This is a genomic window from Umezawaea beigongshangensis (assembly GCF_016464305.1).
GTDB lineage: Bacteria > Actinomycetota > Actinomycetes > Mycobacteriales > Pseudonocardiaceae > Umezawaea_A > Umezawaea_A beigongshangensis.
This window is the reverse complement of record NZ_JAEIOJ010000006.1, coordinates 204,362-231,214: the sequence shown is the minus strand read 5'-3', so window position 1 is coordinate 231,214 and position 26,853 is coordinate 204,362. Positions and strand designations below refer to the sequence as shown.

Genomic DNA, 26,853 nt, shown 5'->3' with positions numbered 1-26,853 from the left:
CAGTCGTTCGTGATTGCGCCGCCGATCCGATCGCGGGGGCCGCGCGCTGGAGTTCGCCACGTGAACACTCTCCCACTGGACAAACGGAGGGCCACCCCATATGGTGCGGAAGGTCAAACGGAGCACCACCCCATTTATTGTACGAGGAGTACCACCGTGTCTGCGATCCCCCCGTTCGTGCTGGTCACCGGAGCGACAGGCAGGCAGGGCGGCGCTGTCACCCGCGCCCTCCTCGCCGCAGGCACTCCCGTGCACGCCCTGGTGCGCGACCCCGACTCCGAGCGCGCCCGCGCGGTCGCCGACACCGGCGCGACCCTCGTGCGCGGCGACCTCGACGACCCCGCCTCGCTGACGCCGGTGCTCGACAGGGCTCGCGCGGTCTTCTCGGTGCAGATGCCCGATCTCGCCGACCTGATGGGCGACTCCGAGGTCCGGCAGGGCCGCGGCCTGGTCGAGGCCGCCCGCGCGGCCGGTGTCGAGCAGTTCGTGCACACGTCGGTCTCGGGCACGGGAACCGTGGACGCAGACCTGATGGACCAGCAGCGGTGGGGCACGCACCTGCCGCACTACTACCGCAGCAAGGCCGCCGTCGAGCGGGCCGTGCGCGACGCGGGCTTCCCGCGCTGGACCGTGCTGCGTCCGGCCACGTTCATGGAGAACTTCGTCCGGCCCTCGTTCTACTTCGCCGGCGGAACCTCCGACCGGCTCCTCGTCGCCGTCGATCCCGACGTCCGGCTCCCCTTCGTGGCGCTGGACGACATCGGGGCGGCGGCCGCGGCCGCGTTCGCCGACCCGGAGCGCTTCCACCGCGTGGAACTCGAACTGGCCGGCGACGTCCTGAGCTTCCGCGACGCGGCGGTGGTCCTGTCCGAGGTGCTCGGCACGACCGTCGAACTGCCCGCCAGCCCGGAGCACGCTCGCGCGGAGGGGTTGATGGCCGAGTTCTCCCTGTCGCAGCAGCACATGAGCGCGCACCCGGCTCCCGCGCAGCCCGAGATGGCGACCGCGCTGGGACTGCCCACCACCAGCTTCCGCGAGTGGGCGAGGGCGACTCCGCTGAACTGAGAGAGCGGCCCGGCGTCGCACTCCGGCGGCGACCGTTCTCCTCCCGGCGCACGGCGACCGGGACGCCTCGGGAGGGGAACGCCGGACGGCTGAACGGTCGCGACCGCACGTCGCCGCGGCGCTGGACCACCTGGCGCACCTGCGCACGCGCTGCTGGGACTTCCCGGCGCGCGAGCCGACGGGCACGCGACCGCCCTCCTGCCCGTCGCCCTCGATCCCGAGGTGCTCGGGGAGCTGTTCGCCCGAGCACGGGGGAAGCACGACGTTCATGTCTCAATGTTGACATCAGGACATCGCGTGGTGCACGGTGGCGTCGTCACCGATCCGAGGGAGCGCTCCATGACCACCGGCCCCGCCGCCGACCACTCCGGCGCCGAAGACCCCCGTCCGAGGAGGGGGGTGCTGGTCACGGGCGCGTCGCGCGGGATCGGTCGCGCGGTCGCGGTGGCGTTCGCCGCACGCGGCGACCGCGTCGCGGTCCACCACGCGACCAACCGCGCGGACGCCGAGGAGACGCTGCGGCGGCTGAGCGGGGACGGACACGCGCTGGTCGCCGGAGACCTCGGCGACCCCGACGTGGCGCGGCGCGTCGTCGACGACGCCGTGCGGGCGCTGGGCGGGATCGACGTCCTGGTCAACAACGCCGCCGTCGCCCCCGGCCCGGCCAACCGGCACGACGTCGCGGAGGTGTCCTACTCAGACTGGCAGGATGCCTGGCACCACGCGGTGCGGGTCAACCTCCTCGGCGCGGTGAACGTGACCCACGGCGTCGCCCAGCACCTCGTCGCCCGCGGCGCGGCGGGCAGCATCGTCAACATCGGTTCCCGCGGCGCCTTCCGGGGCGAGCCCGACTTCCCCGCCTACGGCGCGACCAAGGCCGCGCTGCACGCCTTCGGCCAGTCGGTGGCGGTGGCGCTGGCGCCCCACGGGATCGCGGTGACGTCCGTGGCCCCCGGTTTCGTCGCGACCGAGCGGCAGGCCGACAAGCTGGCGGGCGCGGCGGGTGAGGAACTGCGGAGCCAGAGCCCCTTCGGCCGGGTGGGGACACCGGAGGAGGTGGCGTCCGCGGTGCTCCACCTGGCCTCGCCGGAGGCCGTGTGGTCGTCGGGCGCGGTGCTCGACCTCAACGGCGCGTCTCACCTGCGGACCTGACGGGGCCTGCGCGCCGCGACCGCACGACGCCGGACGGCGTGCTGCCGCGCCGGGAGCGGGTGTTCGTCCGGTTGTCCGCCGCGCACCGGTGAGCGACGGTCTCCGGACGGCAGCGGGTGTCGGACTCGGCCGGGCCGTCGGGCTCACGCGGCGCAGGAGCGCTCCTCCCGCACCGCCCGAGACCGGCCCCTCGTCAGGTCAGGGCGCGCAGAGCTGCCGCGGCATCGGCGACGCAGGCGGCGAAGTCGCGCGGCTCCTCCCCCTCGATCCAGCGCGCGAACGCGACGCGGAAGACCGTCACCGCGCTGTGGGCGGCGAGAGCGTCGGCGGGTTCGGCCACCCCTCGCGCGCGCAGCGCCCCGGTCGTCGTGTCGGCCAGTGCGGCGAGCTTGAGCAGTTCGCGCTCCTGGAGGCCGGGGTTGGCCGCGACGATCCGGGAGCGGCGCACGGCGTGGTCGCGCTGGTCCGCCAGCAGGCCGCCCGCCGCGACCATCCCGGCCAGTGCCGCGTCGAGCGGCGAGGAGTCGGCGGGTGCGGCCAGGATCGCGTCGTGCGCCGTCCGCTCCATGACCCCGGCCCCGTCGAAGAGGACCTCGCGCTTGTCGGCGAAGTGCCGGAAGAAGGTCCGCTCGGTCACGCCGGCACGCGCGGCGACGTCACCGGCGGTGGTCGGCTCGAAGCCGCGCTCGGCGAAGAGGTCCATCGCGGCGCGGATCATCCGCCCCCGTGCGTCCGGCTCCCAGCGACCCATGCCGAGAAGTGTAGTGATAACAGTCGCTGACATGCAGTGCTACTGTCGATGTCAGTCACTGACACAACCAGGAGGGCAGACCGCAATGCGCGTCTTCGTCACCGGTGCCTCCGGCTGGATCGGCTCGGCCGTCACCGACGAACTGCTCGCCCACGGCCACGAGGTCGTCGGCCTCGCCCGCTCCGACGCGGCGGCCGCCGCGCTGGAGGCCGCCGGCGCCACCGCTCACCGCGGCAGCCTCGACGACCCCGACGGCCTGGCCGCGGCGGCCGGGGCCGCCGAGGGCGTCGTCCACCTCGCCTTCAAGCACGACTTCTCCGACTACGCCGGTGCGAGCCGCACCGAGCACGCGGCCGTCAGCGCGATGCTCGACGCGCTGCGGGACAGCGGCCGACCGTTCCTGCTCGCCTCCGGGCTGGTGGTCGGCGTGACCGGACGCCCGGTGACCGAGGACGACCCGTCACCGCACCACGGCGTCGACTCGGTCCGCGGCGGCAGCGAGAACCTGGCCCTGGAGCACGCCGACCGCGGGGTCCGCCCGGTGGCGGTGCGCTTCGCCCCGACCGTGCACGGCGCGGGCGATCCGGGTTTCACCGCGACGCTGACGAGGATCGCGAAGGAGCGCGGAGCGTCCGGGTACGTCGGCGACGGCTCGACCCGCTGGGCGGCCGTGCACCGCTCCGACGCCGCACGGCTGGTCCGGCTCGCGCTGGAGGGGGCACCGGCGGGCGCTCGGGTGCACGCCGCGGCCGAGGAGGGCCTGCTCTCCCGCGACATCGCCGCCGCCATCGGCGAGCACCTGGGCCTGGACGCGGTGTCGGTCGCACCGGAGGACGCCGAGGCCCACTTCGGCTGGATCGGCCACTTCTTCGGCTCGGACGCCGCGGCGTCGAGCGCTCGCACGAGGGAGCTGCTCGGCTGGACGCCGTCCGGCCCGACCCCCTTCGAGGACATCGCCGCCGGGGCCTACCCGCTGCTCGGATGACGACGATCTTCTCGATCGTCCCGATACCCGGCTGCCGACCGTGTTCGCGAACCGGTCAGAACGACGAGGCGGCGTTCTCGGCACCGGGGACCACCCGCACCCGTCGGCCCGGCGGGGCTCGTCGGTCGCGTTCGCCACGTGGCAGTGGCACGGGAAGGGCTCTCCCCGGTTCTCGTGCGTCGTCGTGACGTGTCCTCACGCGTCGGCGGAGCGATCTCCGGAGCACGACGGCGTGACGAGCGTGACGCACCGCACTGACCGAACCGGTCGGTTTACCGACCGGTTCGGTCAGTGGCGCGGGTAGGCTCGAACCATGGCACGACCGATGCGGCAGCAGGTCGACGAGCAGATCCTCGACCACGCCGCCGGACTCTTCGCCCGGCACGGGTTCGACCACACGTCGCTCAAGAACGTCGCCGACGCCGTCGGCCTGTCCAAAGCGGGGCTGCTGCACCACTTCCCGAGCAAGGAAGCGCTCTTCGAGGCCGCCCGCGAGGCGTGCCACGCGCAGGGCGTGCGGGTGCTGGAGCAGGTGGACTCCCTGCCCCCCGGCCCGGCACGCGACCGGCGGGCGCTGGAACTGCTGACCGACGTCGCCCTGGACCGGCCGGGCCTGGTGTCCCTGGCGTTCGGGGCGGTCACCGCCCCGGAGCAGGACGTCCTCGGCGTCGGTGAGGTCATCGTGTCCCGCGTGTTCGCCTCCGGCCAGGACACCGGCGACGTCGAGCGGTCCATCCGCATCGTCGGCGCGCTGAGCGCGCTGGCCGTGCTCAGCCTGACCGCCGGTCACGCGGGCGAGAAGACCGCCTGGCGTCCCCACATCATCACCACCTGTCTCGACGCGCTCGGCCACGGCCGTCCGGGCCCGTCCTCGTCCGATTCCGCCCACGTGGAGGCTTGATCCTCATGGCTCGTCTGCTCTACCGGCTCGGCGCCGGGGCCCACCGGCACCGGCTCGCCGTCGTCCTGCTGTGGTTGCTGGTCCTGACCGGAACGGGCGTGGGGGCCGTCACGCTGTCCGGCGAGACCTCGGACTCCTTCTCCATCCCCGGACAGGAGTCCACCACGGCCCTGGACAAGATCGAGGAGCAGTTCGGTTCCAGCGGCGGCGCGACCGCCCGCGTGGTGATCGCGGCCCCCGACGGCCAGACGCTCACCACGCCGGAGAACGCGCAGACCCTCGGCGGCCTGGTCGGCGAGCTGGGCACGCTGCCCGGCGTGTCCTCGGCGAGCGACCCGCTCTCCCCGCAGGCGCCGACGGTCAACGCGGAGCAGAACACCGCCTACAGCACCGTCACCTACTCCGCGGGGGTGGGCGAGGTGACCGAGGAGCAGCGCACCGCGCTGCTGAACGCCGTCGACGAGGCGAAGAGCACCGGCCTCACCGTCGAGGTCACCGGTGAGGCCGTGCAGGCGCCGCCGCACGTCGGTGGTGTGACCGAGGTGATCGGTGTCGTCGTCGCGCTGCTGATCCTCGCGCTGACCTACGGGTCGCTGGTCACCGCCGGGATGAACCTGCTGACCGCCTCGATCGGCGTGGGCATCGGCGCACTGGGCGTCACCGTCGCCACCGGCTTCCTGGACCTCCAGTCCACCACCCCGATCCTGGCCACCATGCTGGGCCTGGCCGTCGGCATCGACTACGCGCTGTTCATCATCAACCGCTACCGCCAGGAGCTGCGGCGGGGCTCGGACGTGGGCACCGCCATCGGCACCGCCGTGGGCACGGCGGGCTCGGCCGTGGTCACCGCCGGCATCACCGTGGTCATCGCACTGGCGGGCCTGGCCGTCGTCGGCATCCCGTTCCTCACGCAGATGGGCGTCGCGGCCGCCGCGACGATCGTCGTGTCCGTCCTGATCGCCATCACCCTCGTCCCGGCCGTGCTGAGCTACCTGGGCCGCCGCGTCCTCCCGCGCGGGCAGCGCAACGCCCCCGCCGGTCCGGCGGACGCGCACGAGCGCGGCTTCCACCGCGGCTGGATCGGCGGGATCACCCGCAACCGCGTCGCGGCCCTGCTGCTGTCGGTCGTCGCCCTGGGCGTGATCGCGGTGCCCGCGGCCTCCATGCAGACCACGCTGGTGCAGACCCCGGCGGAGAACAGCACCCAGGCCCGCGCGGACCAGCTGATCGCGGACGGCTTCGGCGAGGGCTTCAACGGGCCCATCGTCGTGCTGTTCGAGGGCAGCGGCTCGGTCCAGGCGGCCACCGCGGCGAGCGGGTCGATCACCGGCCTGGACGACGTCGCACTCGTCACCCCGCCCGTCCCGAACCCCGGCGGCACCGCCGCCATGCTCACGGTGATCCCGGAGTCCGGGCCCACCAGCGAGGCCACCGTGGAGCTCGTCGGCGCCCTGCGCGCCCAGCTGGCCGACGTGGACGGCGCCGAGGCGTTCGTCACCGGCGCCACCGCGGTCAGCGTCGACGTGGCCGTGGCGCTCGACGACGCCCTGCCCGTCTACCTGGCGCTGGTCGTGGGCCTCGCCCTGGTGCTGCTGATCCTGGTGTTCCGGTCGCTGCTGGTGCCGGTGGTCGGCGTGCTGGGCTTCCTGCTCACCATCGGCGCGTCGCTCGGCGCGACGGTCGCGGTGTTCCAGTGGGGCTGGCTGGCCGGTGCGGTCAACCTCGACACCACGGGTCCGCTGATCAGCCTCACCCCGATCCTGGTGATCGGCATCCTGTTCGGCCTGGCCATGGACTACCAGATCTTCCTGGTGTCCCGGATGCACGAGGCGCACCACAGCGGCAGCTCGCCGCGCGACGCCATCACCACCGGTTTCCGGCAGGCCGCCCCGGTCGTCGTGGCCGCCGCGCTGATCATGTTCTCGGTGTTCGCGGGCTTCGTCCCGGCTGGCGAGCCGACCATCAAGTCCATCGCCTTCGCGCTGGCGATCGGCATCCTGGTGGACGCCTTCGTCGTCCGCATGGTCCTCGTCCCGGCGGCGCTGGCGCTGCTCGGCGAGAGGGCCTGGTGGCTGCCGGCGTGGCTGCGCTGGCTGCCCTCCCTCGACGTCGAGGGCACCGCGCTCGCCCCCACCTCGCACGACACCCCCGAGGTGCGGGAGGAGAAGGTCTCGGTGAACGCCGCGTCCTGAGCCGATCCGACCACGACGCCCGCCGCCCCGGTCGTACCGGGCGGCGGGCGTCGTGCTGTCCGGAGGGCGATCAGCTCGCGGGGAGGACGAACCCCTCGTCCCGCACGTACTGGTAGCCGACGCTCGTCTGGGCCGCGGCGCACGCGTCGGTCACGCACGTCGCGTTGTCCCCGCGCCCCCCGTGCCAGAACAGCCGCAGCGGGACCGTGCCGCCGCGCCGCGCGGGGTAGACGAAGCCCTCCTCGCGGAGCGGGGTGTAGCCCACCTCCAACTGCGACTGGACGCACTCCGGCGTCCCGCAGCTCACGACGTCGCCGCGCGCCTCGTTCCAGTAGATCTTCAGCGGCACCGCGCCGTCCGCGCCGGAGGTCGGCACCCTGCCCTCCACGCGGACCGGGGTGTACCCGGCACGGTGCGTTCCGAGACAGGTCTCGGTGACGCAGGTGGCGTTGTCCTGGAGGTCCGGGTTCCAGTACAACCCCAGGTCCGCGAACTCGGGCGGAGTCGTGGTCGTCGTCGTGGTGGTCGTGGTCGTCGTCGTGGTCGCCGTCGTCGTCGTGGTCCTGGGCGCGTTCGGGGTCGACGTGATCCCCGGCGTGCTCCCGCTCGCGGTGCCGGACGTCGGCCACCGCGACCAGACGACCGCCGCCGCGCCCACGAGCGCGACGACGGCCGCGCCCGCGACCACCGGCGCCACCCACCCCCGGCGCGCGGGCGGCGCAGCCGGGTCGTCGTCCCACGGCTGCCCGACTGCGGGGAGGATCGCGGTGGAGTGCGGCCCGGCCGCGGGAACCGCCTGCCGCACCGGCGGTGCGCCCTCGTGCGGGACTCCCGCGAACCGGGCGACCGCGGCGCGCTGGTCGTCGATCATCCGGTGCACCGCCGCGCTCCACGGGCGCACGGCGGGCGGGATCGGACGGGCCAGGTCGAGGACCTGTTCGGGGCTGGGCCGCCTGCGCGGGTCCTTCTCCAGGCACCGCTCCACGATCTGGCGCACGCGCGGCGGGAGCGGCGCGAGGTCGGGGCGGACGCCGACCACGTTGTAGAGCGTCTGCACCGTCGACGCGCCCGCGAACGGGCTGCGTCCCGTGCAGGCCGCGGCGAGCACCGACCCCAGGGAGAACACGTCACCGGCCGGTCCGGGCGTGCCGGAGTCGATCTGCTCCGGCGACATGAACCCCGGCGAACCGACCACCGAGCCCGCCGAGGTGACCTGACCGGCGTCGTCCACCGCCTTGGCGATGCCGAAGTCGATCACGCGGAGACCGTCGTCGGTCAGCAGCACGTTGGAGGGCTTGAGGTCCCGGTGGACCAGACCGGCCCGGTGGATCTCCAGCAGGGCCGTCGCGAGCCCGGCGGCCAGGCGCAGCGCCGACGCCTCGGGCAGCGGCCCGGCCGCCGTCACGGCCTCGTGCAGCGAGGGGCCGGGCACGAACACCGACGCCAGCCACGGCACCTCGGCGTCCGCGGCGGCCTCGACGACGGCAGCGGTGTAGGCCCCGGACACCCGCCGCGACGCCGCGACCTCGCGGCTGAATCGGGCACGGGACTCCTCGTCCCGCACCAGCGCGGCGCTGACGAGCTTGACCGCGACCAGCCGTCCGTCCGGACCGGCTCCGAGCAGCACCCGGCCCATGCCGCCGCGGCCCAGCTCCGCCAGGACCCGGTAGCGGCCGATGGTGACCGGGTCGGACGCCGCGAGCGGTTTCAAGGCAACCCCTTCGACGATCACCCCGCGGAATCCGCTCCGCCGAGATCGTGGATCACCCTATCGGCCGACCCGTTCCGTCCGGAGCACGGGCGGTGGGCCGATGAACCGGGCGCACCCGCCCCGCAGCACGTGGCCGGGCACCGCCTTCGCCGCGCTCGACCGTGCCGACGAGCCGACTCCGCACCTGACCGGCGCACTGTCCTCTCAGGACTGGCGGGAACGGGAGCGGCACCTCCCGCGCCTGCGAGACCGTCGCCGAGCCGCTGGACGGGACGGTCCGCCCCTGCCACGACCGGCCGTTCCTGGTCCTGGACGCCGCCCGGTTCGCCGACGCCCTCGTGGAGACGACCGGTGACCCGGACGTCCGGGCCCCGCCCCCGGTCGGCGCGGTCGACCAGTACGTCGACAGCACCGACCTCACCGACCGGGTGCACGCTGCTCGGCGTCGCCGCTGCATCGCGGGTCCGGCCTCGGCGACTGATGCGGCACGGCCGCGCTCACGCCAGTGAACCCGCCCGTCTGCCGAACACCGCGCCCGAGGTCAGGCCCGTGCCACCGGGGTAGTTCCCGCTGAACAGCCCGCCCAGCATCTCCCCGCACACGAACAGGCCGGGCAGCGGAGCGCCCGCGGTGTCCAGGACGCGGCCGGAGGCGTCCGCGTGCAGGCCGCCGAAGGTGAAGGTGATGCCGCAGGTGACCGGGAACGCGTGGTAGGGCGCGGTCTCCAGCGGGGAGGCCCAGTTCGACTTGGGCGGGTCGACCGCGGCGGAACGGCCGTCGAGCACCGCGAGGTCGAGCGGGACGTCGCGGTCGATCGAGGCGTTGAACTCCTCGACGGTGCGGCGCAGCGCCACCGGGTCGATCTTCGCGCCCTCCGCCAGTTCCTCCAGGGTGTCGGCGACGACGACCGACGCGCCGGGGAGGTCGTACTCCTCGGCGCGCAGCAGCGGCCTGGTGGTGGCGTCGAAGATCTGGAACGCGAGCCCGCCCGGCTGGGCGAGGATGCGCGCGCCGTACTTCGCGTAGGTGTGGTTGCGGAAGTCGGCGCCCTCGTCGAGGAAGCGCTCACCGCGCTCGTTGACCACGACGCCCAGCGGGTAGCCGCCGCGCGTGAGCTGGTTGGTGACCTCGCGGTTGCTCTCGTTGCCGGGGAACCAGGCGTCCCAGGCGACGCTGTGGCAGGTGCCCCAGTCGCCGTGGGTGGCAGCGCCTACCGCGATGGCGGCGGTGAGCATGTCCCCGGTGTTGAGCGGGGTGCCGCGCACCTTCGCCAGTTCCCAGCCCTCCCCCAGGTGCTCGCGGCGCAGCGCGGGGTCGGCCTCGAAGCCGCCCGCCGCGAGGACCACCGAGTCCGCGCGCACGACCCCGGTCCGGCCGCCGGTGTCGCGCCAGCTCACCCCGGTGATCGCCGAGCCGTCGCGCACCAGGTCGACCGCGCGGGTGCCGCGGCGGATCGTCACGCCCGCCTTCCGCGCCGCCTCGGTGTGCTGCTCGACCAGTCCTCTGCCGCCGCCGGTGCTGCCCACGGCCAGGCCGCCCCAGAACACCTGACGCCCCTCGGCGTCGCGGTAGGCCTGCCGCTCGTACATCAGCCGGAAGCGCAGCCCCTTGCCGTGCAGCCAGCGCAGCGCGTCCCGGCTGTCGGCGACGAGCACCTCGGTGAGCACCGGGTCGTTGCGGCCGGAGGTCACCCTGGCCACGTCCGCGGCGAACTCGGCGGGCGGGTAGGGGGGCAGCACGCTGCGGGCGTGCCGCTCGTCCGGGTCGAGCAGGCCGAGGAGGTCGGGCAGGCCGTCGTGCGCGATCCGGAACGCGCCCGCGGTGTAGTAGCTGTTGCCCCCGGCCTGCTCCGGTTCGCCCTTCTCCAGCAGCAGGACGCGACGTCCGCGCTCCGCGGCGGCGTGCGCCGCGCTGAACCCGGCGTTGCCACCGCCGGTCACGACGACGTCGAAGTGTTCGGTACCCGGCATCGGCCCTCCAGTGGTGCGCACGTCTGCATACCACTGTATACAACGCGGCACGTCCGACCTCGCCGGTCTCTCGGCGTGGTCGCCGCCAGCGGCTGCGAGCACGAGCGGTCGCGTCAGCGCACCGCCACCAGGACGTGGTCGTCCCCGCTCTGCCACACGACGCCGACCTCGCGGAAACCGGCCTGGCGCAGCACGTCCACGTGCTGTCGCCGGCTCAGCTGGTTGCCGCGGCCGCTGCCCTCGGCCGCCAGATCGGCTGGGGTGAACGCGCGCGCGAGTTCGGGGTCGGCGCGGGCTGCGGTCCACCAGGAGCCCCAGTCCTCGTGGGCCGTGACGCCCGCGCGTTCGGCACGCCGGTCGCGGACGGCGGCGGCCAGGTCGCGCAGCGCGGGCTGCTCGTCGTAGAGGTGGTCGCCGTTGACCAGCACGCCGCCGGGACGCAGAGCGGCGGCGACGTCGGCGTACACGGTGGCCAGCCGGTCGGGGTCCAGCCAGTGCAGGGCGGTGGTGGACACGGCCGCGTCCCACGCCCCGCCGGTGCCCAGCGACTCCGACCAGCCGGGCACGCCCAGGTCGCCGCGCACGTACTCGACCCGCTCCGGCCCCGTCGTGCGGGCCAGGCCCAGCAGGAACGGATCGGTGTCGACGCCGACGACGCGCGCGGTGGGGATGCGGGCGCTCAGCCGGGTCGTCAGCGAGCCGGGACCGCAACCCAGGTCGACGACGACGGGTTCGGCGACGGACCGGCACACGTGCTCCACGACGTCGCCGACGACCTGGAACCGCTCCTCGCGGTCGGCGATGTACCGCTCCTGCTGGCGGTCCCAGCGCTCGATCCACGTCGCCGCGGTCTCGCGGTCCAGTTCACGCACGTCCACCCGGATCTCCTCCTCCTGCTCCGACAACGCTGCGCAGAGCCGCGGCGTCGACCAGGGCCGCCGCGGCCGGCGAGCCCGGTGCGGACACCGGGTCGGCGGGACGGCCCCGGCCGGCGACGCGCCCGCGGTCGAGGACCACGATCTCGTGCGCCCGCGCGCAGACCGCGCGCAGGTCGTGGCTGACGAGCAGCACGGCGCGCCGGGTCGCGCGAGCAGCGCCCGCGGCGGGGCGGCGCGGCGCGGCTCAGCCCCTCGGGCGGCGGCTGCGCGACGGAGGTGTCGACGCCCGGCGCGACGCGAGCAGGTCCAGGGCGGCGGTGGCGATCAGCGGGTGGTGCAGAGGGTGCCGTCGAGGAAGTACGCCACCGGGCGCACGTTCGGTCCCTGGTAGGAACCCACGAACCCGGCCGTGGTCGACTCCCCCGGAGCCAGTGCCGCGTCGCTGGTCACCGTCACCAGGGCGCCGGTCTGGGACCAGGTGGCGTTCCAGCCGCTGGAGACCTGCTGCCAGGTGGTCGGCCAGGTGAAGGTCAGGGACCATCCCTCCACGGGTGCCGCGCCCGTGTTGGTGATCTCCAGGTCGGCGACGAAGCCGTTGCCCCAGTTGCCGCTCTCCCGGTGGCTCACCGCGCAGGACGACGTGGCGGGAGTGCCGGTGGTGAAGACCAGCGGCGGCGACGACCACGACTGCCCGCCCGCGTCGTCGCGGGCGATCAGGTTGACCGTGTACTCGGTGGCGGGGGCGAGGTTGGCCGCGGTGAAGGTGGTGCCGGTGGTCTCTCCCCACTGCTGACCGCCCGCGCCGTCGATCCGGTGCACCTCGTACTTCACCCCGGCGGGCGGAGCGGGCCAGCTCAGCACGGCCGAGCGGTCGGTGATCCGGTCCGCGGCCGGGCGAGCGGGTGCGGCCGGGCCGGTGGTCCCGGTCTCGGGTCGGAGCACGAGGGTGGTGATCGAGTACGGCGGCAGCGTCACCGCGGACGACGATCCCGCGGTCGTGGAGATGTCGGTGTCACCGTTGGCGTGCGTCAGCACGGTCGCACCGGCGGCGGCGGTGTAGCCGGTGTAGCGCAGGCCGGTGGTCCTGGCGGCGTCCGGGTGCTGGTTGACCAGCATCACCGCCAGGCCGCCGTCGGGGCGGCGGGCCGCGTGGGCGCGGACCAGCGGGTCGCTGGACGCGGCCGTGACGAACTGGTCGCCGGGGCGGACGAAGCGGGACAGCATCCGCAGGGCGTGGTACGGCGCGAACGGGGTGTTCAGCGCGGGCTCGCAGACGGTGCCGTCCTCGGTGCAGGTACCGCTGGAGAGCAGGCCGTAGTCGTCGTAGTCGAGGTGTCCCGCGATCTCCCGCACCCGGCCGACGCCGTTGTGGACGTTCCACCAGTCGACGGTGAACACGCCCCGGCCCAGCGCCGTCGCGTAGGCGTCGGCGGCGAACAGGGCGCCCGGCTGGGTGTTGCGGCCGTAGGAGGTGTTGACCTCGGTCAGGGCGATGTCCAGGTCCTTGCCGGCCAGCCGGCGCGACTGCTCGCGCACCAGGGCGATCTGGTCGGGCATTCGGTCGGTCTTGGCCAGCACCTGCGCGGCGGTGTCACCGGTGGGGTACCAGTGGACGATGCCGAAGTCGACCACGGGTCCGGCGATCGACAGCACGGTCTCGTTCCACGTCCCGGAGTCGCCCGCCGCGGTGATGCCGTCCGGCCACTCGCCGGGAGTGGTGAGCACCGCGCCGATCTTGACGGTGGGGTCGACGGCCTTCATGGCGGTGGCGTAGTCGCGGACCAGGGTGGCGTACTGGGCGGGGCTCTTGTCCGGGTGGTCGTCGGCTTCCCACGGCGAGCCGTAGTGGCCGTTGCCGTAGTTCTCGTTGCCGATCTCCCAGTGCTCGACGCCGTAGCCCTTCTCCACGTTGGCGTAGCGCACCCAGGCGGCGGCCTCCTCCGGCGTGCCCGTGCCGTAGTTGGCGGTGACGATCGCCCGTCCGCCCGCACGCCGCACGCCGCTCATGAAGGTGTCGAAGTCGGTGTCGGGAGCCACGTAGCCGCCGGGCGCGGTGTGGTCCTCCCAGTGGTAGATGTCGGAGTACGACCCGCCCGGGTAGCGCATGGCCCGCACACCGGCGTCGCCGAGCAGGTCGGCGACGGAGGCGGTGCCGAGCTGGGAGTCCCAGATGGCGTGGTTCACCCCGATCGCGGTGTCCCGCACGACCTCCAGGCCCGCCCTGGTGTTCACGGTGACGGCGACGGCCGGTTCCGCCTGCGCGGAGGAGCCGGTGGCGGGCACGGCCTGGACCACCAGCAGCGCGGCGAGCGCGGGCAGCACGACGAGACGCGATCTCATGGGACTCCTCATCGACGCCGACGAACGGGAGCGCTCCCAGAACTGTGCGCGGAGCCCGGCACCGCGTCAATCAGCGTGGCCGCGGGTGGCCATCGGACGGCGGCTGCCGGAAGCCGTGCCGGTAGCGCTGCGGGCTGGTGCCCAGCTCGCGGGCGAAGTGGGCGCGCAGGGCGTTGGCCGAACCGTGGCCGCTGCGCTCGGCCACCCGCGGCACGGACAGGTCGGTGGTCTCCAGCAGCTGCCGGGCCAGCAGCAGCCGGTGGTGGTGCAGCCAGCGCTGCGGGCTGACGCCCAGCTCGTCGGAGAACCGGCGGGACAGCGTGCGCACGCTCAGCGAGGCGTGCCGGGCGACGTCGGCCAGGGTCAGGGGTTCGGCGGCGTGCGCCTGCATCCAGGCGAGCGTGCCCGCCAGCGAGCCGCGCCCGTCGGGCACGCCGGTGGCGGCGAACTGCGCCTGATCGCCCTCGCGCACCGGCGCCATGACCACGGCGCGGGACGCGGCGGCGGCCACCGCCGCGCCGTGGTCGCGCGCCACCAGGTGCAGGCACAGGTCGAGCCCGGCGGCGACCCCGGCCGAGGTGAACACGCGGCCGTCCCCCACGAACAGCGCCTTCGCGTCCACCACGACCTCCGGGTGCCGCGCGGCCAGCTCGCGGGCCGCCGCCCAGTGGGTGGTGGCCCGCCGCCCGTCGAGCAGTCCGGCCAGCGCGAGCACGAACGCGCCGGTGCAGATCGACACGATGCGCGCGCCCCGCTCCGCCGCCCGGCGCAGGGTCGCGAGCACCTCCTCGTCGGCGCGGCCCGTGCGGGCGACGCCGGGAACCAGCACGGTGTCCGCGTCGTCGGCGTCGGCCAGGCCGTACGGCGCGCGCAGCTCGAAGTAGGTGCTGCCGCCCGCGGTCGCGTCCACCGACGGGCGGCTCCCGCACACCAGCACCCGGTAGGGCCGCGTGCCGTCGGCGAACTGCGCGGTGCCGAACACCTGGCACGGCGTCGCCAGGTCGAACCCGACGACGCCGTCCGGCGCGAGCACGGCCACGGTGTGCCGCTCAGACACCCGCACCCCCGGCCGGAGCACGCGCGCCGCGCCGGACGCAGCTCCAGTGGCACTCCCGCACGGGGCACGCGCACAGCGGGCGCAGGGCGAGCCGGGGCCGGCCGGTCGCGTCGACGTCCACCGCGGAGTCCACGCCGAACGTGGAGCGCAGGACGTCCTGCGTGAGCACGTCGCGCGGCGTGCCGGACGCGGTGACCCGGCCGCCGTCGAGCACGACCACGGTGTCGGCATAGGCGGCGGCCAGCTCCAGGCCGTGCAGCGCCGCCACGACCGTGACGCCCAGGCCCCGCACCAGTTCCAGGAACTCCAGCTGGTGCCGCACGTCCAGGTGGTTGGTCGGCTCGTCGAGCACCAGCAGCCGGGGCCGCTGCGCGAGGGCGCGCGCCAGCAGCACCCGCTGCCGCTCGCCGCCGGACAGCTCGGCCAGCGGCCGGGCGGCCAGCGGCGCCAGGCCGGTGCGGTCGAGCACCTCGGCCACCACCAGCCGGTCCTCGCGGTCGAGCCGGTCGAAGCCGCTCAGGTGCGGGGTGCGGCCCTGCGCGACGGTCTCCTCCACGGTGAACTCGAACCCGTCGTGCTGCTCCTGCAACAGCACCCCGGTCAGCCGGGCGGCCCGTCCCGCCGTCAGCCGCCACACGTCGGCGCCGTCGACCAGCACGCGCCCGGTCTCGGGTCTGCGGGCGCGGAACACCGTGCGCAGCAGGCTCGACTTGCCGCTGCCGTTCGGGCCGACCAGCGCGGCGAACGCGCCGTCGGCCACCGTCAGCGACACGTCGTGCAGCACCCGGCGCCCGCCCACCGACAGGGACACCCCATCCACCACCAGGCTCACGCGTCGCCTCCCAGCCGGTGCCCGCGGCCGCGCACGACCAGCAGGAACAGCGGGACGCCGAGGAACGCCGTCACCACGCCGATCGGCAGCTCGGCCGGTGCGATCAGCACTCGCGCCAGCACGTCCGCCCACACCAGGAACACCGCGCCGAGGACGGCCGCCAGCGGCAGGACCCGCCGGTGGTCCGCCCCGACGACCATGCGCGCCACGTGGCCGACGACCAGCCCGACGAAGCCGATGCCGCCGGACACCGCCACCGCCGTCCCGGTGAGCAGGGTCGCCAGCACGAGCAGCCACCGGCGCAGCCGGGGCGCGTGCACGCCGAGCGCCGCGCACGCGTCGTCGCCCAGCACCAGCACGTTGAGCCGCCGCGCCCTGGCCACCAGGACCGCGCACGTGCCGAGGACCACCGCGGCGGGCACGGGCAGCGCCGACCACTGCGTGCCGGACAGGCCGCCGAGCAACCAGAACACGATCTGCTGCTGCGCCGCCGCGTTGTTGGTGCGCGCCAGCAGGTAGGAGGTGACGCCGCTGAACAGGTGCGCGCACGCCACGCCGACGAGCACCAGGCGCAACGGGTGCAGCCGGCCGCGGTGGCGGGCGAGCGCGAGGACGAGGACCATCGCGACGGCCGCGCCGAGGAACGCCGCCGCGGGCACGGTCACCACGCCCAGCAGCGCGCCGCCGGAGGTCAGGGCGAGCACCGCGCCGACCGAGGCGCCGGACGACAGGCCCAGCAGGTGGGGGTCGGCGACCGGGTTGCGCACCACCCCCTGCACGACCGCGCCGGCGAGCGCGAGGCCCGCGCCGACCACGGCCCCGAGCAGCACGCGCGGGAAGCGGAAGCGCCAGACCACCAGGTCCGCCGTTCCCGGCGTGCCGCCGCCGCCGGTGAGCCGGTCGGCGAGGATGGCCGCCACCTGCCCGGCGGGCACGCCGACCGGGCCGATGCCGGTCGCGACGAGCACCGACACCGCGAGCACCGCGCACGCCGCCGCGAGCACGGCGAGGTGGGCCGGTGCGGCGCGGCGGTCCGCGGCGAGCGGCGCGGGAGCGCTGGTGGTCGTCACGGCGTCGTGGGGTGCAGCGCGGCGGCGAGCTGCTCCAGCCCGTCGACGTTGAGCGGGCCGGGGAAGCCGACGACGTACTGCGAGGTCGACACGATCCGGCCCTCCCGGACCGCCGTCGTGCTGGCGAGCAGCGGGTTGGCGCGCACCCGCTCGGCCAGCTCGGGGCCGGTGCTGCGGGCGAAGCTGAAGTCGGAGACGACCCAGATCAGCTCCGGGTCCAGCTCGACGACCTTCTCCGGCGAGACGTCGGCGTGCATGGAGGTGACGTCGTCGAAGACGTTGTCGCCCCCGGCCAGGTGGACGATCGCGTTGGGGATCGTGCCGCCGCCCAGCGCCTTCACCGGCTGCCCGGCCACCGGGTCGTCGGCCAGAGCCAGCACTCGTGGCCGTCGCCCGGTCCCGACCGCCGCGCCGACCGCGTCGACCCGTGCCCGCAGGTCGCGCACGGCGTTCTCCGCGCGCTCGGCGACGCCGAAGGCCCGGCCGGTGCGGGTGAGGAAGTCGTAGGTGGGGGTGAGGTCGGTGAGCAGCCGGTCGTCGGTGGTGCCGGGCAGGCACGCGGCCAGCCCCGTCGCCCCCATCGTCGCCAGGTCCGCGTCGGTGGGCGTGCCGGGCGCTCCGCCGAACGCGGGGAACCCGGTCACCACCACGTCGGGCCGCTGGGCGGCGACGACCTCCGTGCTCGGCAGGCGTTCGGCCAGCACCGGCACGCTCTCGGCGGCGGCCGCGTACGGCTCCGTGCCCACCCGCAGCGGTCCGGCGAACCCCGTGCCCACGATCCGGTCGGAGAGCCCGAGGTGCACCAGCGTCTGCGCCGCCCACCCGTCGACGGTCACGACCCGTCGCGGGTCGGCGGGGAACACCACGTCGCGGCCAGCGCAGTCGGCCACGACGGCACCCGCGGCGGCTCCGTCCCCGGCGGCCGCGCCGGTGCCGCACCCGGTCGGCACGAGCAGTGCCACCGCCGCGACCGCCACCAGCGACCACGTCCTGCGCGGGCTCATCGCGGCGACACCCCGTCACCGGCGCTCGCGGGCGCGTCGCGGCGCTCGTGCTCCATCACCCGCGCGACGCCCGCCGCGGTCTCGGCCCCGGCGTACCGCTCGACCAGGTGCAGGCCGAGGTCGAGGCCGGAGGTCACACCACCGGAGGTGACCCGGTCGCCGTCGTCGACCACCCGGCCCGGCACGACGCGCCCACCGGCGGCCTCCAGCTCGGCCAGTGCGAGGTGGTGCGTGGTGCACGGCCGCCCGTCGAGCAGCCCGGCCGCCGCCAGCAGCAGCGCTCCGGTGCAGACCGAGGCGAACACCAGTCCCGGCCGCTCGGCGGCGCGCAGCGCGCCGGGCAGCCGTCCCGACTCGATCTCGGCCCGCACTCCGGTGGCCGCGCCCCCGGCGAAGCCGCCGCCCGGCACGAGGACCACGTCGGCCTCCCCCGGTTCCCACCGGTGCACCGGACCGAGCGTCAGGCCCGCGCGGGTGTGCACACCGGGCCCCGGTTCGAGCGCCACGAGACGCGCCACGACGCCGGAACCCGCGCGGCGGCTCAGGTCGAGCACCTCCAGCGGTCCCACCACGTCCAGGTCGTCCACCCCGTCGAAGACGAGCACGTCCACCTTCGTCATGGCGTCGATGGTGGTCGGACGCGGCTGGCGGAAGAAGTGGCCAGCGGGTCAGCGTTCACCCGTTTCGCGCCACCGCTCGGGACGGATCTCAGGCTGTTGGAGGTCACGCACCAGTGGTCGGACGCGCACCGCGATCGGTTCCCGGCGGTTTCCGCACCGGTCGCCGACGGTCCACTGCGGACTCCCCCGCGGCGGACCTCTCCACCGCGCGACGGCCGACTCGCGGACGACGCCGGGCCGGCGCGACCGCCGGTGAGACGGTTCGTCCCGCGGGGTCGGCGGTGGCGTCGAGGGTGCTCGGCGATCCCGCGGACGAACGGCCCCGCCCTTCTCGACCACGTCGACGGGGCCCCTCACCACTCGCGGACGAGTGGTGAGGGGCCCCGCAGCGGTGCTCGATCAGCCGAACGAGCAGGTGGACCGGTACTCCTCGACCGTGAGACCGCGGCTCGGACCGGGGCACAGGAACTGCTCGTAGCGGGTGTCGTCGTCGACGAACCTCTTGAGCCAGGAGATGGTGTACTTGGCGATGGTGGTGTTCGACGAGTTCGGCGCGAAGTGGTCGGCCGAGTTCAGCTCCAGGTAGGCCTTGTCCAGAGTGGACGGCAGACCCGCGTAGAACGGCTCGGAGTGCGAGCTGACCGAGGCCACGGAGTCGTTCTCGGCGCCCACGACGAGCGTGGGGACCTGCACGTTCGACCAGGACTTCCTGGTGTTCCAGCCCGTCAGCGGGATCGCGGCCTGCAACGACGGCCGGTCGGCCGCGGCTTCCAGCGTGCCGCCGCCACCCATCGAGTGCCCCACGACGCTCAGCCGCGAGGGGTCGATCCGGGAGCGGACGCTGCTGGAGGTCGTCAGGTGGTCCAGCGCGGCCAGGAGCTGGTCGCCCCGGCTGGCGGGCTGGTCGTAGCGGGACAGGGTGTCGATCGTGAAGACCACGAAGCCCTGGGAGGCCAGGCGCGGGCCGAGCCACGCCATGCTCGACTGGCTCGCGGTGTAGCCGGGCGCGACGGCCACCGCGCCGAAGGTGCCGTCGGAGGTGCTGGTGGGGTAGTAGATCGTGCCACCGCCGAAGCCGCGGGCGGCCAGGGACGAGACGGTCGTCTGGGAGGTCGCGAACGGCCCCCTGGTCGCCTCGATGCTCGCCGTGGTGGGCGCGGGACCGCGCTCGTAGGGGTTGTCGGCGGCCGAGGCGGCGGGAGCGGACAGGGCCGTCGCGGTGACGAGGGCGCAGGCCGTTGCCCAGCGGAGGGCCACGGATGATCTCTTCACGCTGTTCTCCTGATTGTCACGGGGCGTGATGATGCGATTGCGGCGGCGGGTGTACTCCACAGTAGGAAGCGCCCGTTCGGTCGTCAATCCCCAGGGCCGTCCGGTCTCAGACGTGCCACCGTGTAGCGCAATTCGTTCTGCGGCACCGGTTTCGCTGACACTCGCTCGAGTGATGCCCGGCCCAGCGCGGACGGCCGCGCGCTCCGCTCTACCAGGACGGCGGGAGGACCGAACCGCTGAGCTTGCCGCCGGGACGGTGGACCACGCACATGACGTCTCGGTCGCCGTCGGCCCAGGTCTCCTCGGTCGGCAGCACGGGGTAGAAGTCCAGGCCGGACGTCGCGCGGTCGCCCCAGCGGCGGGTGAACTCCGCACCGCAGCCGGCACGGGCGAACTCGACCAGGCCCGTGCGGTCCCAGGGTCCGTCCTCGGCGTGCGCGAAGAGGTAGGACTGGTTGTCCGCCTGCTCGGCGCACGGCTTGTAGAGCACCACGGGTTCCCCGGCGGAGGGCAGGTAGGCCGGGTCGTCGAAGCACTCCCCGCCCTCGATGTCGAGGATTCCGGTGGTGGCGGCGGTGAGGAACGCGTCGTCCTTGACCGGCGGCGCGGCCGGTGGCGCGGCGACCGGGGTGAGCGCGGCCAGGCAGAGCAGCAGCACGCCCGTCAGCAGCGTCCCGCGGTGGCGCGCGGCCCGCCGGATCTCCGTCATCGACAGCCCCTCGCCTCGTCGGGTGCCCGGACGGGCGCGACATCGTAGGCAGCCCCGGACCAACGCACGACGCCCGCGGCGGCACGGCGGGGCGGACACCCGGTGAACGGACGGCGCTCCGGCGCGCGATGTCGTGCGAGGTCACGTGTTCACCTCCCGGCCAGCGGGCGGTCCGCTCCGCGCCCTCGGTGTTTCGTGTGCCGGTGCAGTAATTCGACCGCTTCCGCGCGTTCGCCGGCAGCGTGATCGAGTGTTCGAGGAGAGAACTCGACGTGAGCGACTTCGACAGACGCGGGTCCCTCCTCGGGTCCCGGCGAGGTGTGGTGACGGCGCTCGGCGCGGCCGTCCTGCTCGCCGGTGGCCTGGTGGTGGGTCCGGTCGCCCTGGGCGCGGACGACGTTCCGCCCGTGAAGCACCCGGCGGCTGAGCTGTACCGGCCCTCGCCGGTGCCCGACCGCCTCGTCCTCACCCCCACGACCACCCCGCACAGCACGCAGAAGGTGACGTGGCGCGCCGCGACCACGGCCCAGCACGCACAGGCGCAGATCCTGAAGGCTCCGCGCGCGCTCGGTGACGTGAAGCCGGCGGCGGGCGCGGTCAGCACGGTCAGGGCGGCATCGACGACCGCGGTGAACACGTCGCTGGGCTACCCGTCGACCTACCACACGGTGGAGTTCACCGGTCTCGAACCGGCCACCCGCTACACCTACCGCGTCGGCGACGGCGTCAACTGGAGCGAGTTCGCGGACTTCACCACCGCGGCGAGCGGCTTCCAGCCGTTCTCGTTCCTCTACTTCGGCGACGCGCAGAACTACATCGACTCCGCAGTGCCTCGCGTGTTCCGGCAGGCGTTCGCCGACCGCCCGCAGGCGAAGGCGATCGTGCACGCCGGCGACCTCATCGACTCCGCGAACAGCGAGGAGCAGTGGGGCCAGTGGCACGCGGCTGACGGCTTCGTCAACAGTCAGATCAACAACATCGCCGTGCCGGGCAACCACGAGTACAGCGGTGGCCTGTCCTCCTTCTGGCGTCCCCAGTTCCCCTACCCGGACAACGGTCCGGGCAACGCGCAGCTGAAGCAGACCGCGTACACGGTGGACTACCAGGGCGTGCGGTTCATCGGCCTGGACACCAACCACCAGAGCAACGCCGAGCTGATGGCGGCCCAGACCCGCTGGCTGGAGGGCCTGCTCGCGAGCAACCCCAACAAGTGGACCGTGGTGACGCTGCACCACCCCGTCTACTCCACGACGGGCACCCGCAACAACCCGAACGTGCGCGGGCAGTGGGCGCCGCTGTTCGAGGAGTACGGCGTGGACCTGGTGCTCCAGGGCCACGACCACAGCTACGGCCGGGGCAACCGGGTCGACAACCGCGAGTCCACCTCGGTGCACAACGGCGTCGCCTACGTCGTCTCGGTGTCCGGCGGCAAGATGTACCAGCTCAACGACGGGTCGAACTGGACGGGCAACGACGCGGAACTGCGCAGCAGCGCGCAGAACGCGCAGCTGTACCAGATGATCGACGTCGAGGCGGACACCATCCGCTTCGAGGCCCGCTACGCCGACGGCCAGCGCCACGACGGCTTCACCATCCGCAAGAACGACCGCGGTGAGCGGACCGTCAACGACGACCGCACGCCCGAGAACACCGTCGGTCAGCAGGTCGTGCTCGACCGCACGGAGGTGGAGCGCACGGGCGAGGTGGCGGTCTCCGCCCACGGCTACGACCCCGGCGAGCGGGTGGCGGTGCACCTCCGCGAGGAGGGCGACACCCGCGGCGGCCACCGCGACTTCCTGGGGTACCTCCAGGCCGACGAGCTGGGCCGTCTCCTCCACACGCTGCGACTGCCGCCGACCGCGAAGAAGAACGGCCGGTACGTGGTGCACCTGGAGAGCGAGCACCAGAAGATCACCAGCCCGGTCATCACGGTGACGAAGTAGCAGCCGAACCGGTCACGACCGGGTGCGGGCGCACGCCGCCCGCACCCGGTCCGCCCACCTGGAGAACCCGTGCTCATCCCGTTCCGACTCCTGGCCGGTACCGCGGTCGCCGCGCTCGCGGCGCTCCACGCCCCCGCCGCGGCCCTCGCGCACCCCTTCGGGCCGCCCTCCACGGCGCGCATCACCGTCGACGGCTCCGTGCTGTCGCTGACCTGGCTGGCCGCGGAGGACGACTGGGTGGCGCTCGGTCAGTCGCTAGGCGCGTTCGAGGACCCCGCCGCCGAGCGGGTGTCGACGGAGTTGACCGGCGAGCAGAAGCTGCGGCGCTCCGCCGCCGTGCACGACTACCTGCTGGAGCGGATCGCCGTGGCCCAGCGGGAACTCCCGTGCCCCGGTGAACTGGCCCCGCTCGACGGCCTGCTGTCCGCCGGAGCGCGGTTCACCTTCGAGTGCCCCGCGCCGGTGGTGGACGTGGACGTCACCCTGAGCGCACTGACCGACCTGAACGAGTCCTACCGCACGGTCCTGACGCCGGACACCCCCGCCACCCCGGCGCAGGCGCTGTTCACCGGCGAGCAGAGCACCGCGCGCCTGACCTTCTCGGGCACGTCCGGCGGTCTGCCGGCCCAGTTCGTGCCGCTGGCGGTCGGCACCGGTGCCGCCGCGCTGCTGGGCGCGGCGGTCCTGCTGGTCCGGCGGGCGCGTCGCACGGCGGTGACGTCGTGAGCGGGTTCGAGGACCGGCTGATCGCCCTGTTCGACAGCGGCGCGGTGTTCTGGGTGGCGCTCGTCGCCGCGCTGGCCGTGGGAGCCGCGCACGCGGTGGCGCCGGGTCACGGCAAGAGCGTCACCGCCGCGTACCTGGTCGGCACCAGGGGCCGCTACCCCGACGCCGTGCGCCTCGGCGTGATCGTCGCGATCATGCACACCTTCTCGGTGCTGGTGCTGGCCCTGCTCTGGGTGGGCGTGAGCGCGGGCATCGGCACGCAGACCGTCACCGCCTGGATGCAGGTGCTGGCCGGTGTCGTGGTGATCGGGGTGGGCGTGCACCTGGCGAGCACCCGCCTGCGCCGCCGCGTTCCCGCGGGCCACGGCCACGGACACGGGCACGGACACGGGCACGGGCACGGGCACGGCGATCCGGTGGACCCGTGGTCGCGCCGGGGCCTGACCGCGCTGGCCCTGTCCGGCGGCCTGCTCCCGTCCCCCTCGGCGTTCCTGGTGCTGGTGAGCGGCCTGCTGACCGGCCGGGCGGTGCACGCGGTGGTGCTGGTGCTGGCCTTCGGCGTCGGCATGGCGGCCACCCTGACCGCCGTGGGCGTCGTGACGATCAGGGGCTTCTCGGCGCTGACCACCCGCGCGGCGACCGGAGCGCGCATCGCCGCGTGGACCCCGGTGCTGGCCGGTTTCGCGGTCACGATCGGCGGCTGCGTCCACCTGTTCAGCGCGGTCGCGGTCCTGACGGCCTGATCGGTCGCGGGAACGCGGCCGAGCGCGGCCCATACGATCTGACCCCATGACGACTCTGGAGCCCGGTGCGGTGTTCCGCGGCGACCCGCCTCCGCGCGACGGGCCCTACCTGCTGGGACAGCGGGTGCGCTTCGACGAGCGGTCCTGGACGTCGCACCTGCCGGACGCCTCGCTGTGGCCCCGCGAGCTGGCCGGGCGGGACGAGGTGAGCCGCCGGACGCTGTTCACCGTGGCCCGCGACGCCGTGAACGAGCCGGGGGCGGCCAGGACCCTCGTGGCCGCGGCGGTGTGGCAGCACGCGCCGAAGTCGCGGTTCGCGGCCGTGCTCGGCCGGCTGGTGCGCGAGCCGGTCGGCCAGCACCTCGCCGCAGCCGTCCGCACGGCGCGCACGAGCCCGGCCGACGCGTTCGCCCAGCTCACCCGGAAGGGCGAGCTGGCGCTGCCGGAACTGACGGCCGACCTGTTCACGCCGGTGCTGCACTTCGCGGTGTACGGGGAGAGCGGGCCGCTGGTCCTGGACCGGTACGTCGTGACGGCGCTCAACGCGCTGCGCGGCACCGACTGGAGCCCCGACGGGCCGTGGTCGCCGGAGCAGTACGGCGACTACCTCGCGGTGGCGGCCGAGTGGGCCGCGGCGTGGGGTTCGGGAACCACGACGGACGTCGTGGAACGCACGTTGTCCGCGGCCGGACGGGCACTCGGCAGTGCGTTCGGGTGAGTGCGACCACCCGGTGCGGCAGTGGGCCGCCGACATCGTCGGCCGGCGCGACCGACCGATCTTCGGAGGTGGCCTCGACCGGCCTCGTCCGAGCAGGAGGAGACGCGATGAGCACGACGCGGCGCAGAGCACTGGTGACCGGTGAAGGTCGTGGCATCGGTGCGGCGGTCGCCGGGGCGCTGGCCGCGGACGGGCACGTCGTGGCGGTGCACTGCCGCGGCGACGTCGCGGCGGCGAAGGCCGTCGTGGCCGGGCTGCCGGGTGACGGGCACGTCGTGGTCAGCGGTGACGTCGCCGACCCGGTGGCCGTGCGGGAGTTCACCACCGCCGCGGTGGACGCGCTCGGCGGGATCGACGTGCTGGTCAACAACGCGGGCGTCTACACCGAGACGCCGCTGACCACCACGGACCACGAGCGGTGGCAGGAGGACTGGCGGCACGTCGTGGGCGTGAACCTGCTCGGCACGGCCAACGTCACCTGGTGCGTGGTGGACCACCTGCTGCACCGGCCGAAGGGCCCGGAGGGCGGGCGGATCATCACCGTCGGCTCCCGCGGGGCGTACCGGGGCGAGCCGGACGCGCCCGCGTACGGGGCGAGCAAGGCCGGTGCGCACGCGCTGACGCAGTCGCTGGCCGTGTCGCTCGCGCCGCACGGCATCGGCGTCGCCGCGGTGGCGCCGGGCTTCGTGGCCACGGACCTCGTGGGGCCGCTGCTGGCCGGGCCGCGCGGGGACGCGATCCGCGCGCAGAGCCCCTTCGGCCGGGTGGGCGAGCCGGACGACGTCGCCTCGGCGGTCGCGTGGCTCGCCTCGCCCGGCGCGCTCTGGGCCAGCGGGACGGTGATCGACCTCAACGGCGCGAGCCACCTCCGCTGAGCGGTCCTACTGGAGGTACTTCTCCACCTGCTCGACCGGCCGACTGTGCGCCTCGTCGGGGTTCTCGCCGAACTCGCTCTGGGCACGGCGCTGGCGCAGCAGGTCCCAGCACTGGTCCAGCGCCGCCTCGACACCCCGGAGCTGCTCCTTCTCGGTGGCCGGGTCGAGTTCGCCCGCCGTGGTGCGCGCCCGCAGGTCGCGCTCCAGCTCCACCAGTTCCCGGACTCGTCCGAGGATGTCCTGCTCGTTCACCCGCTGCTCCTCTCGTGCGGTCTGCTGCTCGCGCGCTCCGACGGCGACGAGTCGCAGCACCCCACCTTGCCGCAGGTCGGGCACATCCGCAGGCGGACGCGGTGGCGAGGCGTCCGCGCAGCTCCGCGGCGTGCGGAGTTCGACCGGTGCGAGATCGCGCGTGGTGCCGGAGCACCGCGGTGGAGCCGTCCCGCCCGTTTGAGGACGACGCCGCAGCGGGTATCGCAGCACCCGAGCGAACAACACTGCGGAGGGTGCGCGATGACGGGATCGGCGGCCGGGGCGGCGGAGGCCGGGAAGCGGGCCGCGCACAGCGCTCCCGTGAGACTGGCCGGACGGGTGGGCCTCGTGGCCTACGGGGTGGTTCACCTGCTGGTGGCCTGGCTGGCCGCGCAGGTCGCGCTGGGCGACTCGACCAAGGCGGACAAGACCGGCGCGTTGCAGACGGTGGCCGCGACCCCGCTGGGCGAGGTGCTGATGTGGGTGATCGCGATCGGCCTGGGCGCGCTGGTGCTGTGGCAGCTCGTCGAGGCCGGGTGGGGACACCGCGGGGTCAGCGGCGGGCGGCGGACGCTGCGCCGGGTGGTCAGCGCCGGTGAGGCCCTGCTCTACGGCGTGCTCGCCCACAGCGCGTGGGCCCTCGCGACCGGCTCGAAGGGGCCGTCGGACAGCGCGCAGTCCTCGCTGGTCGCGCGGGTGCTGGCGCAGCCGTGGGGCACGACCGCGATCACGCTGCTCGGGCTGTGCGTGGTCGGCGCGGGCGCCTTCCTCGTCTACCGCGGGGTGACCCGCGAGTTCACCAGGGAGCTGGACCTGCGGGACGCGAGCGCGTCGCTGCGCCGCACGGTCGTGCGGCTCGGCCAGATCGGCTGGATCGCCCTCGGCGTCGTCTACGGCACCGCCGGGGTGCTCGTGGTGGTGGCCGCCGTGAACTCCGACCCGGCGCAGGCCACCGGTCTGGACAAGGCGCTCAAGACGCTGGCGGGCCAGCCCGGCGGCGGACCGCTGCTGCTGGCCGTCGCCGCCGGACTGGCCGCGTTCGGCGCGTACGCGCTGCTGGACGCCCGCTTCCGCAAGGCGTGAGCCG

Annotated in this window: 25 protein-coding genes; 11 read left to right on the top strand and 14 right to left on the bottom strand. The window is 74.4% G+C overall.

Annotated features, from left to right (window positions below; genetic code table 11):
* Window positions 1–156 precede the first annotated feature (156 nt).
* A complete protein-coding gene (locus IMZ35_RS17155) occupies window positions 157–1,065 on the top strand; it encodes an NmrA/HSCARG family protein (RefSeq protein WP_199442105.1) in 909 nt (302 codons plus the stop codon).
* 339 nt (window positions 1,066–1,404) lie between these two features.
* On the top strand, window positions 1,405–2,217 hold the full coding sequence (locus IMZ35_RS17150; protein WP_199442104.1) for an SDR family NAD(P)-dependent oxidoreductase: 813 nt from the start codon (window positions 1,405–1,407) through the stop codon (window positions 2,215–2,217).
* Between the two features lie 193 nt (window positions 2,218–2,410).
* Here IMZ35_RS17150 and IMZ35_RS17145 read toward each other — a convergent pair whose 3' ends face one another.
* Window positions 2,411–2,968, bottom strand: a complete 558-nt coding sequence (locus tag IMZ35_RS17145) for a TetR family transcriptional regulator (protein WP_199442103.1) — start codon at window positions 2,966–2,968, stop codon at window positions 2,411–2,413.
* 85 nt (window positions 2,969–3,053) lie between these two features.
* On the opposite strand from IMZ35_RS17145, the gene IMZ35_RS17140 reads away from it, so the two are divergent.
* From IMZ35_RS17140 to IMZ35_RS17130, 3 genes are all read left to right on the top strand, one after another.
* Window positions 3,054–3,953: an SDR family oxidoreductase gene (locus IMZ35_RS17140; RefSeq protein WP_199442102.1), complete on the top strand. Its 900-nt coding sequence runs from the start codon at window positions 3,054–3,056 to the stop codon at window positions 3,951–3,953.
* A 313-nt stretch (window positions 3,954–4,266) separates the two neighbouring features.
* A complete protein-coding gene (locus IMZ35_RS17135; protein WP_199442101.1) occupies window positions 4,267–4,854 on the top strand; it encodes a TetR/AcrR family transcriptional regulator in 588 nt (195 codons plus the stop codon).
* 5 nt (window positions 4,855–4,859) lie between these two features.
* A complete protein-coding gene (locus tag IMZ35_RS17130) occupies window positions 4,860–7,046 on the top strand; it encodes an MMPL family transporter (RefSeq protein WP_199442100.1) in 2,187 nt (728 codons plus the stop codon).
* A 70-nt stretch (window positions 7,047–7,116) separates the two neighbouring features.
* Here the strand turns inward: IMZ35_RS17130 and IMZ35_RS17125 are convergent, their stop codons facing one another.
* The 12 genes from IMZ35_RS17125 to IMZ35_RS17070 form a co-directional block, all read right to left on the bottom strand.
* Window positions 7,117–8,757 carry a serine/threonine-protein kinase gene (locus IMZ35_RS17125; protein WP_199442099.1) on the bottom strand — a complete coding sequence of 547 codons (1,641 nt, stop codon included), beginning with the start codon at window positions 8,755–8,757 and terminating at the stop codon, window positions 7,117–7,119.
* Window positions 8,758–9,254: 497 nt separating this feature from the next.
* Window positions 9,255–10,727 carry an FAD-dependent tricarballylate dehydrogenase TcuA gene (tcuA, locus tag IMZ35_RS17120; RefSeq protein WP_199442098.1) on the bottom strand — a complete coding sequence of 491 codons (1,473 nt, stop codon included), beginning with the start codon at window positions 10,725–10,727 and terminating at the stop codon, window positions 9,255–9,257.
* Window positions 10,728–10,840: 113 nt separating this feature from the next.
* Window positions 10,841–11,605, bottom strand: coding sequence for a class I SAM-dependent methyltransferase (locus IMZ35_RS17115; protein WP_307868261.1), 765 nt, complete (start codon window positions 11,603–11,605; stop codon window positions 10,841–10,843).
* Window positions 11,592–11,798, bottom strand: a complete 207-nt coding sequence (locus IMZ35_RS17110) for a hypothetical protein (protein ID WP_199442097.1) — start codon at window positions 11,796–11,798, stop codon at window positions 11,592–11,594. Before IMZ35_RS17110 ends, IMZ35_RS17115 begins: the two co-directional genes overlap by 14 nt.
* 131 nt (window positions 11,799–11,929) lie before the next feature.
* Entirely contained in the window at window positions 11,930–13,945 is a 2,016-nt protein-coding gene (locus IMZ35_RS17105; RefSeq protein WP_229372284.1) for a cellulose binding domain-containing protein, read from the bottom strand.
* 70 nt (window positions 13,946–14,015) lie between these two features.
* A complete protein-coding gene (locus IMZ35_RS17100) occupies window positions 14,016–15,002 on the bottom strand; it encodes a GlxA family transcriptional regulator (protein WP_199442095.1) in 987 nt (328 codons plus the stop codon).
* Window positions 14,995–15,834: an ABC transporter ATP-binding protein gene (locus tag IMZ35_RS17095; protein WP_199442094.1), complete on the bottom strand. Its 840-nt coding sequence runs from the start codon at window positions 15,832–15,834 to the stop codon at window positions 14,995–14,997. The genes IMZ35_RS17100 and IMZ35_RS17095 overlap by 8 nt, the downstream gene beginning before the upstream one ends.
* Window positions 15,831–16,904, bottom strand: a complete 1,074-nt coding sequence (locus IMZ35_RS17090) for a FecCD family ABC transporter permease (RefSeq protein WP_199442093.1) — start codon at window positions 16,902–16,904, stop codon at window positions 15,831–15,833. The genes IMZ35_RS17095 and IMZ35_RS17090 overlap by 4 nt, the downstream gene beginning before the upstream one ends.
* Window positions 16,901–17,908 (bottom strand): ABC transporter substrate-binding protein, encoded by a 1,008-nt coding sequence (locus tag IMZ35_RS17085; RefSeq protein WP_199442092.1) that lies wholly within the window; start codon window positions 17,906–17,908, stop codon window positions 16,901–16,903. Before IMZ35_RS17085 ends, IMZ35_RS17090 begins: the two co-directional genes overlap by 4 nt.
* Entirely contained in the window at window positions 17,905–18,528 is a 624-nt protein-coding gene (locus IMZ35_RS17080; protein WP_199442091.1) for a DJ-1/PfpI family protein, read from the bottom strand. The genes IMZ35_RS17085 and IMZ35_RS17080 overlap by 4 nt, the downstream gene beginning before the upstream one ends.
* A gap of 399 nt (window positions 18,529–18,927) precedes the next feature.
* Complete coding sequence (gene bdeA / locus IMZ35_RS17075; RefSeq protein ID WP_438816880.1) at window positions 18,928–19,833, bottom strand: bis(hydroxyethyl) terephthalate hydrolase; 906 nt, start codon at window positions 19,831–19,833, stop codon at window positions 18,928–18,930.
* Window positions 19,834–20,008: 175 nt separating this feature from the next.
* A complete protein-coding gene (locus tag IMZ35_RS17070) occupies window positions 20,009–20,509 on the bottom strand; it encodes a hypothetical protein (RefSeq protein WP_199442090.1) in 501 nt (166 codons plus the stop codon).
* Window positions 20,510–20,781: 272 nt separating this feature from the next.
* Between IMZ35_RS17070 and IMZ35_RS17065 the strand changes: the two genes are divergently transcribed.
* The 5 genes from IMZ35_RS17065 to IMZ35_RS17045 all read left to right on the top strand — a co-directional run bounded on the left by IMZ35_RS17065 (window position 20,782) and on the right by IMZ35_RS17045 (window position 25,514).
* Window positions 20,782–22,452 carry a purple acid phosphatase family protein gene (locus tag IMZ35_RS17065; RefSeq protein ID WP_199442089.1) on the top strand — a complete coding sequence of 557 codons (1,671 nt, stop codon included), beginning with the start codon at window positions 20,782–20,784 and terminating at the stop codon, window positions 22,450–22,452.
* Window positions 22,453–22,521: 69 nt separating this feature from the next.
* The gene (locus tag IMZ35_RS17060; protein ID WP_199442088.1) at window positions 22,522–23,178 is read left to right on the top strand and encodes a hypothetical protein; all 657 of its coding nucleotides are present in this window, start codon (window positions 22,522–22,524) and stop codon (window positions 23,176–23,178) included.
* Entirely contained in the window at window positions 23,175–23,921 is a 747-nt protein-coding gene (locus tag IMZ35_RS17055; RefSeq protein ID WP_199442087.1) for a hypothetical protein, read from the top strand. The genes IMZ35_RS17060 and IMZ35_RS17055 overlap by 4 nt, the downstream gene beginning before the upstream one ends.
* A gap of 46 nt (window positions 23,922–23,967) precedes the next feature.
* On the top strand, window positions 23,968–24,639 hold the full coding sequence (locus IMZ35_RS17050) for an 8-oxoguanine DNA glycosylase OGG fold protein (RefSeq protein ID WP_199442086.1): 672 nt from the start codon (window positions 23,968–23,970) through the stop codon (window positions 24,637–24,639).
* A 107-nt stretch (window positions 24,640–24,746) separates the two neighbouring features.
* Window positions 24,747–25,514 (top strand): SDR family NAD(P)-dependent oxidoreductase, encoded by a 768-nt coding sequence (locus IMZ35_RS17045; protein WP_199442085.1) that lies wholly within the window; start codon window positions 24,747–24,749, stop codon window positions 25,512–25,514.
* Between the two features lie 6 nt (window positions 25,515–25,520).
* Here the strand turns inward: IMZ35_RS17045 and IMZ35_RS17040 are convergent, their stop codons facing one another.
* The gene (locus IMZ35_RS17040; protein WP_199442245.1) at window positions 25,521–25,766 is read right to left on the bottom strand and encodes a DUF2630 family protein; all 246 of its coding nucleotides are present in this window, start codon (window positions 25,764–25,766) and stop codon (window positions 25,521–25,523) included.
* A 261-nt stretch (window positions 25,767–26,027) separates the two neighbouring features.
* On the opposite strand from IMZ35_RS17040, the gene IMZ35_RS17035 reads away from it, so the two are divergent.
* The gene (locus IMZ35_RS17035) at window positions 26,028–26,849 is read left to right on the top strand and encodes a DUF1206 domain-containing protein (RefSeq protein WP_199442084.1); all 822 of its coding nucleotides are present in this window, start codon (window positions 26,028–26,030) and stop codon (window positions 26,847–26,849) included.
* Window positions 26,850–26,853: the final 4 nt, after the last annotated feature.

Coding starts and splice junctions, on each gene's coding strand:
- IMZ35_RS17140 (WP_199442102.1), top strand. CDS start 3,054: ATGCGCGTCTTCGTCACCGGTGCCTCCGGCTGGATCGGCTCGGCCGTC.
- IMZ35_RS17070 (WP_199442090.1), bottom strand. CDS start 20,509: ATGACGGAGATCCGGCGGGCCGCGCGCCACCGCGGGACGCTGCTGACG.
- IMZ35_RS17135 (WP_199442101.1), top strand. CDS start 4,267: ATGGCACGACCGATGCGGCAGCAGGTCGACGAGCAGATCCTCGACCAC.
- IMZ35_RS17130 (WP_199442100.1), top strand. CDS start 4,860: ATGGCTCGTCTGCTCTACCGGCTCGGCGCCGGGGCCCACCGGCACCGG.
- IMZ35_RS17145 (WP_199442103.1), bottom strand. CDS start 2,968: ATGGGTCGCTGGGAGCCGGACGCACGGGGGCGGATGATCCGCGCCGCG.
- IMZ35_RS17105 (WP_229372284.1), bottom strand. CDS start 13,945: ATGAGATCGCGTCTCGTCGTGCTGCCCGCGCTCGCCGCGCTGCTGGTG.
- IMZ35_RS17050 (WP_199442086.1), top strand. CDS start 23,968: ATGACGACTCTGGAGCCCGGTGCGGTGTTCCGCGGCGACCCGCCTCCG.
- IMZ35_RS17085 (WP_199442092.1), bottom strand. CDS start 17,908: ATGAGCCCGCGCAGGACGTGGTCGCTGGTGGCGGTCGCGGCGGTGGCA.
- IMZ35_RS17080 (WP_199442091.1), bottom strand. CDS start 18,528: ATGACGAAGGTGGACGTGCTCGTCTTCGACGGGGTGGACGACCTGGAC.
- IMZ35_RS17035 (WP_199442084.1), top strand. CDS start 26,028: ATGACGGGATCGGCGGCCGGGGCGGCGGAGGCCGGGAAGCGGGCCGCG.
- tcuA (WP_199442098.1), bottom strand. CDS start 10,727: ATGCCGGGTACCGAACACTTCGACGTCGTCGTGACCGGCGGTGGCAAC.
- IMZ35_RS17045 (WP_199442085.1), top strand. CDS start 24,747: ATGAGCACGACGCGGCGCAGAGCACTGGTGACCGGTGAAGGTCGTGGC.
- IMZ35_RS17150 (WP_199442104.1), top strand. CDS start 1,405: ATGACCACCGGCCCCGCCGCCGACCACTCCGGCGCCGAAGACCCCCGT.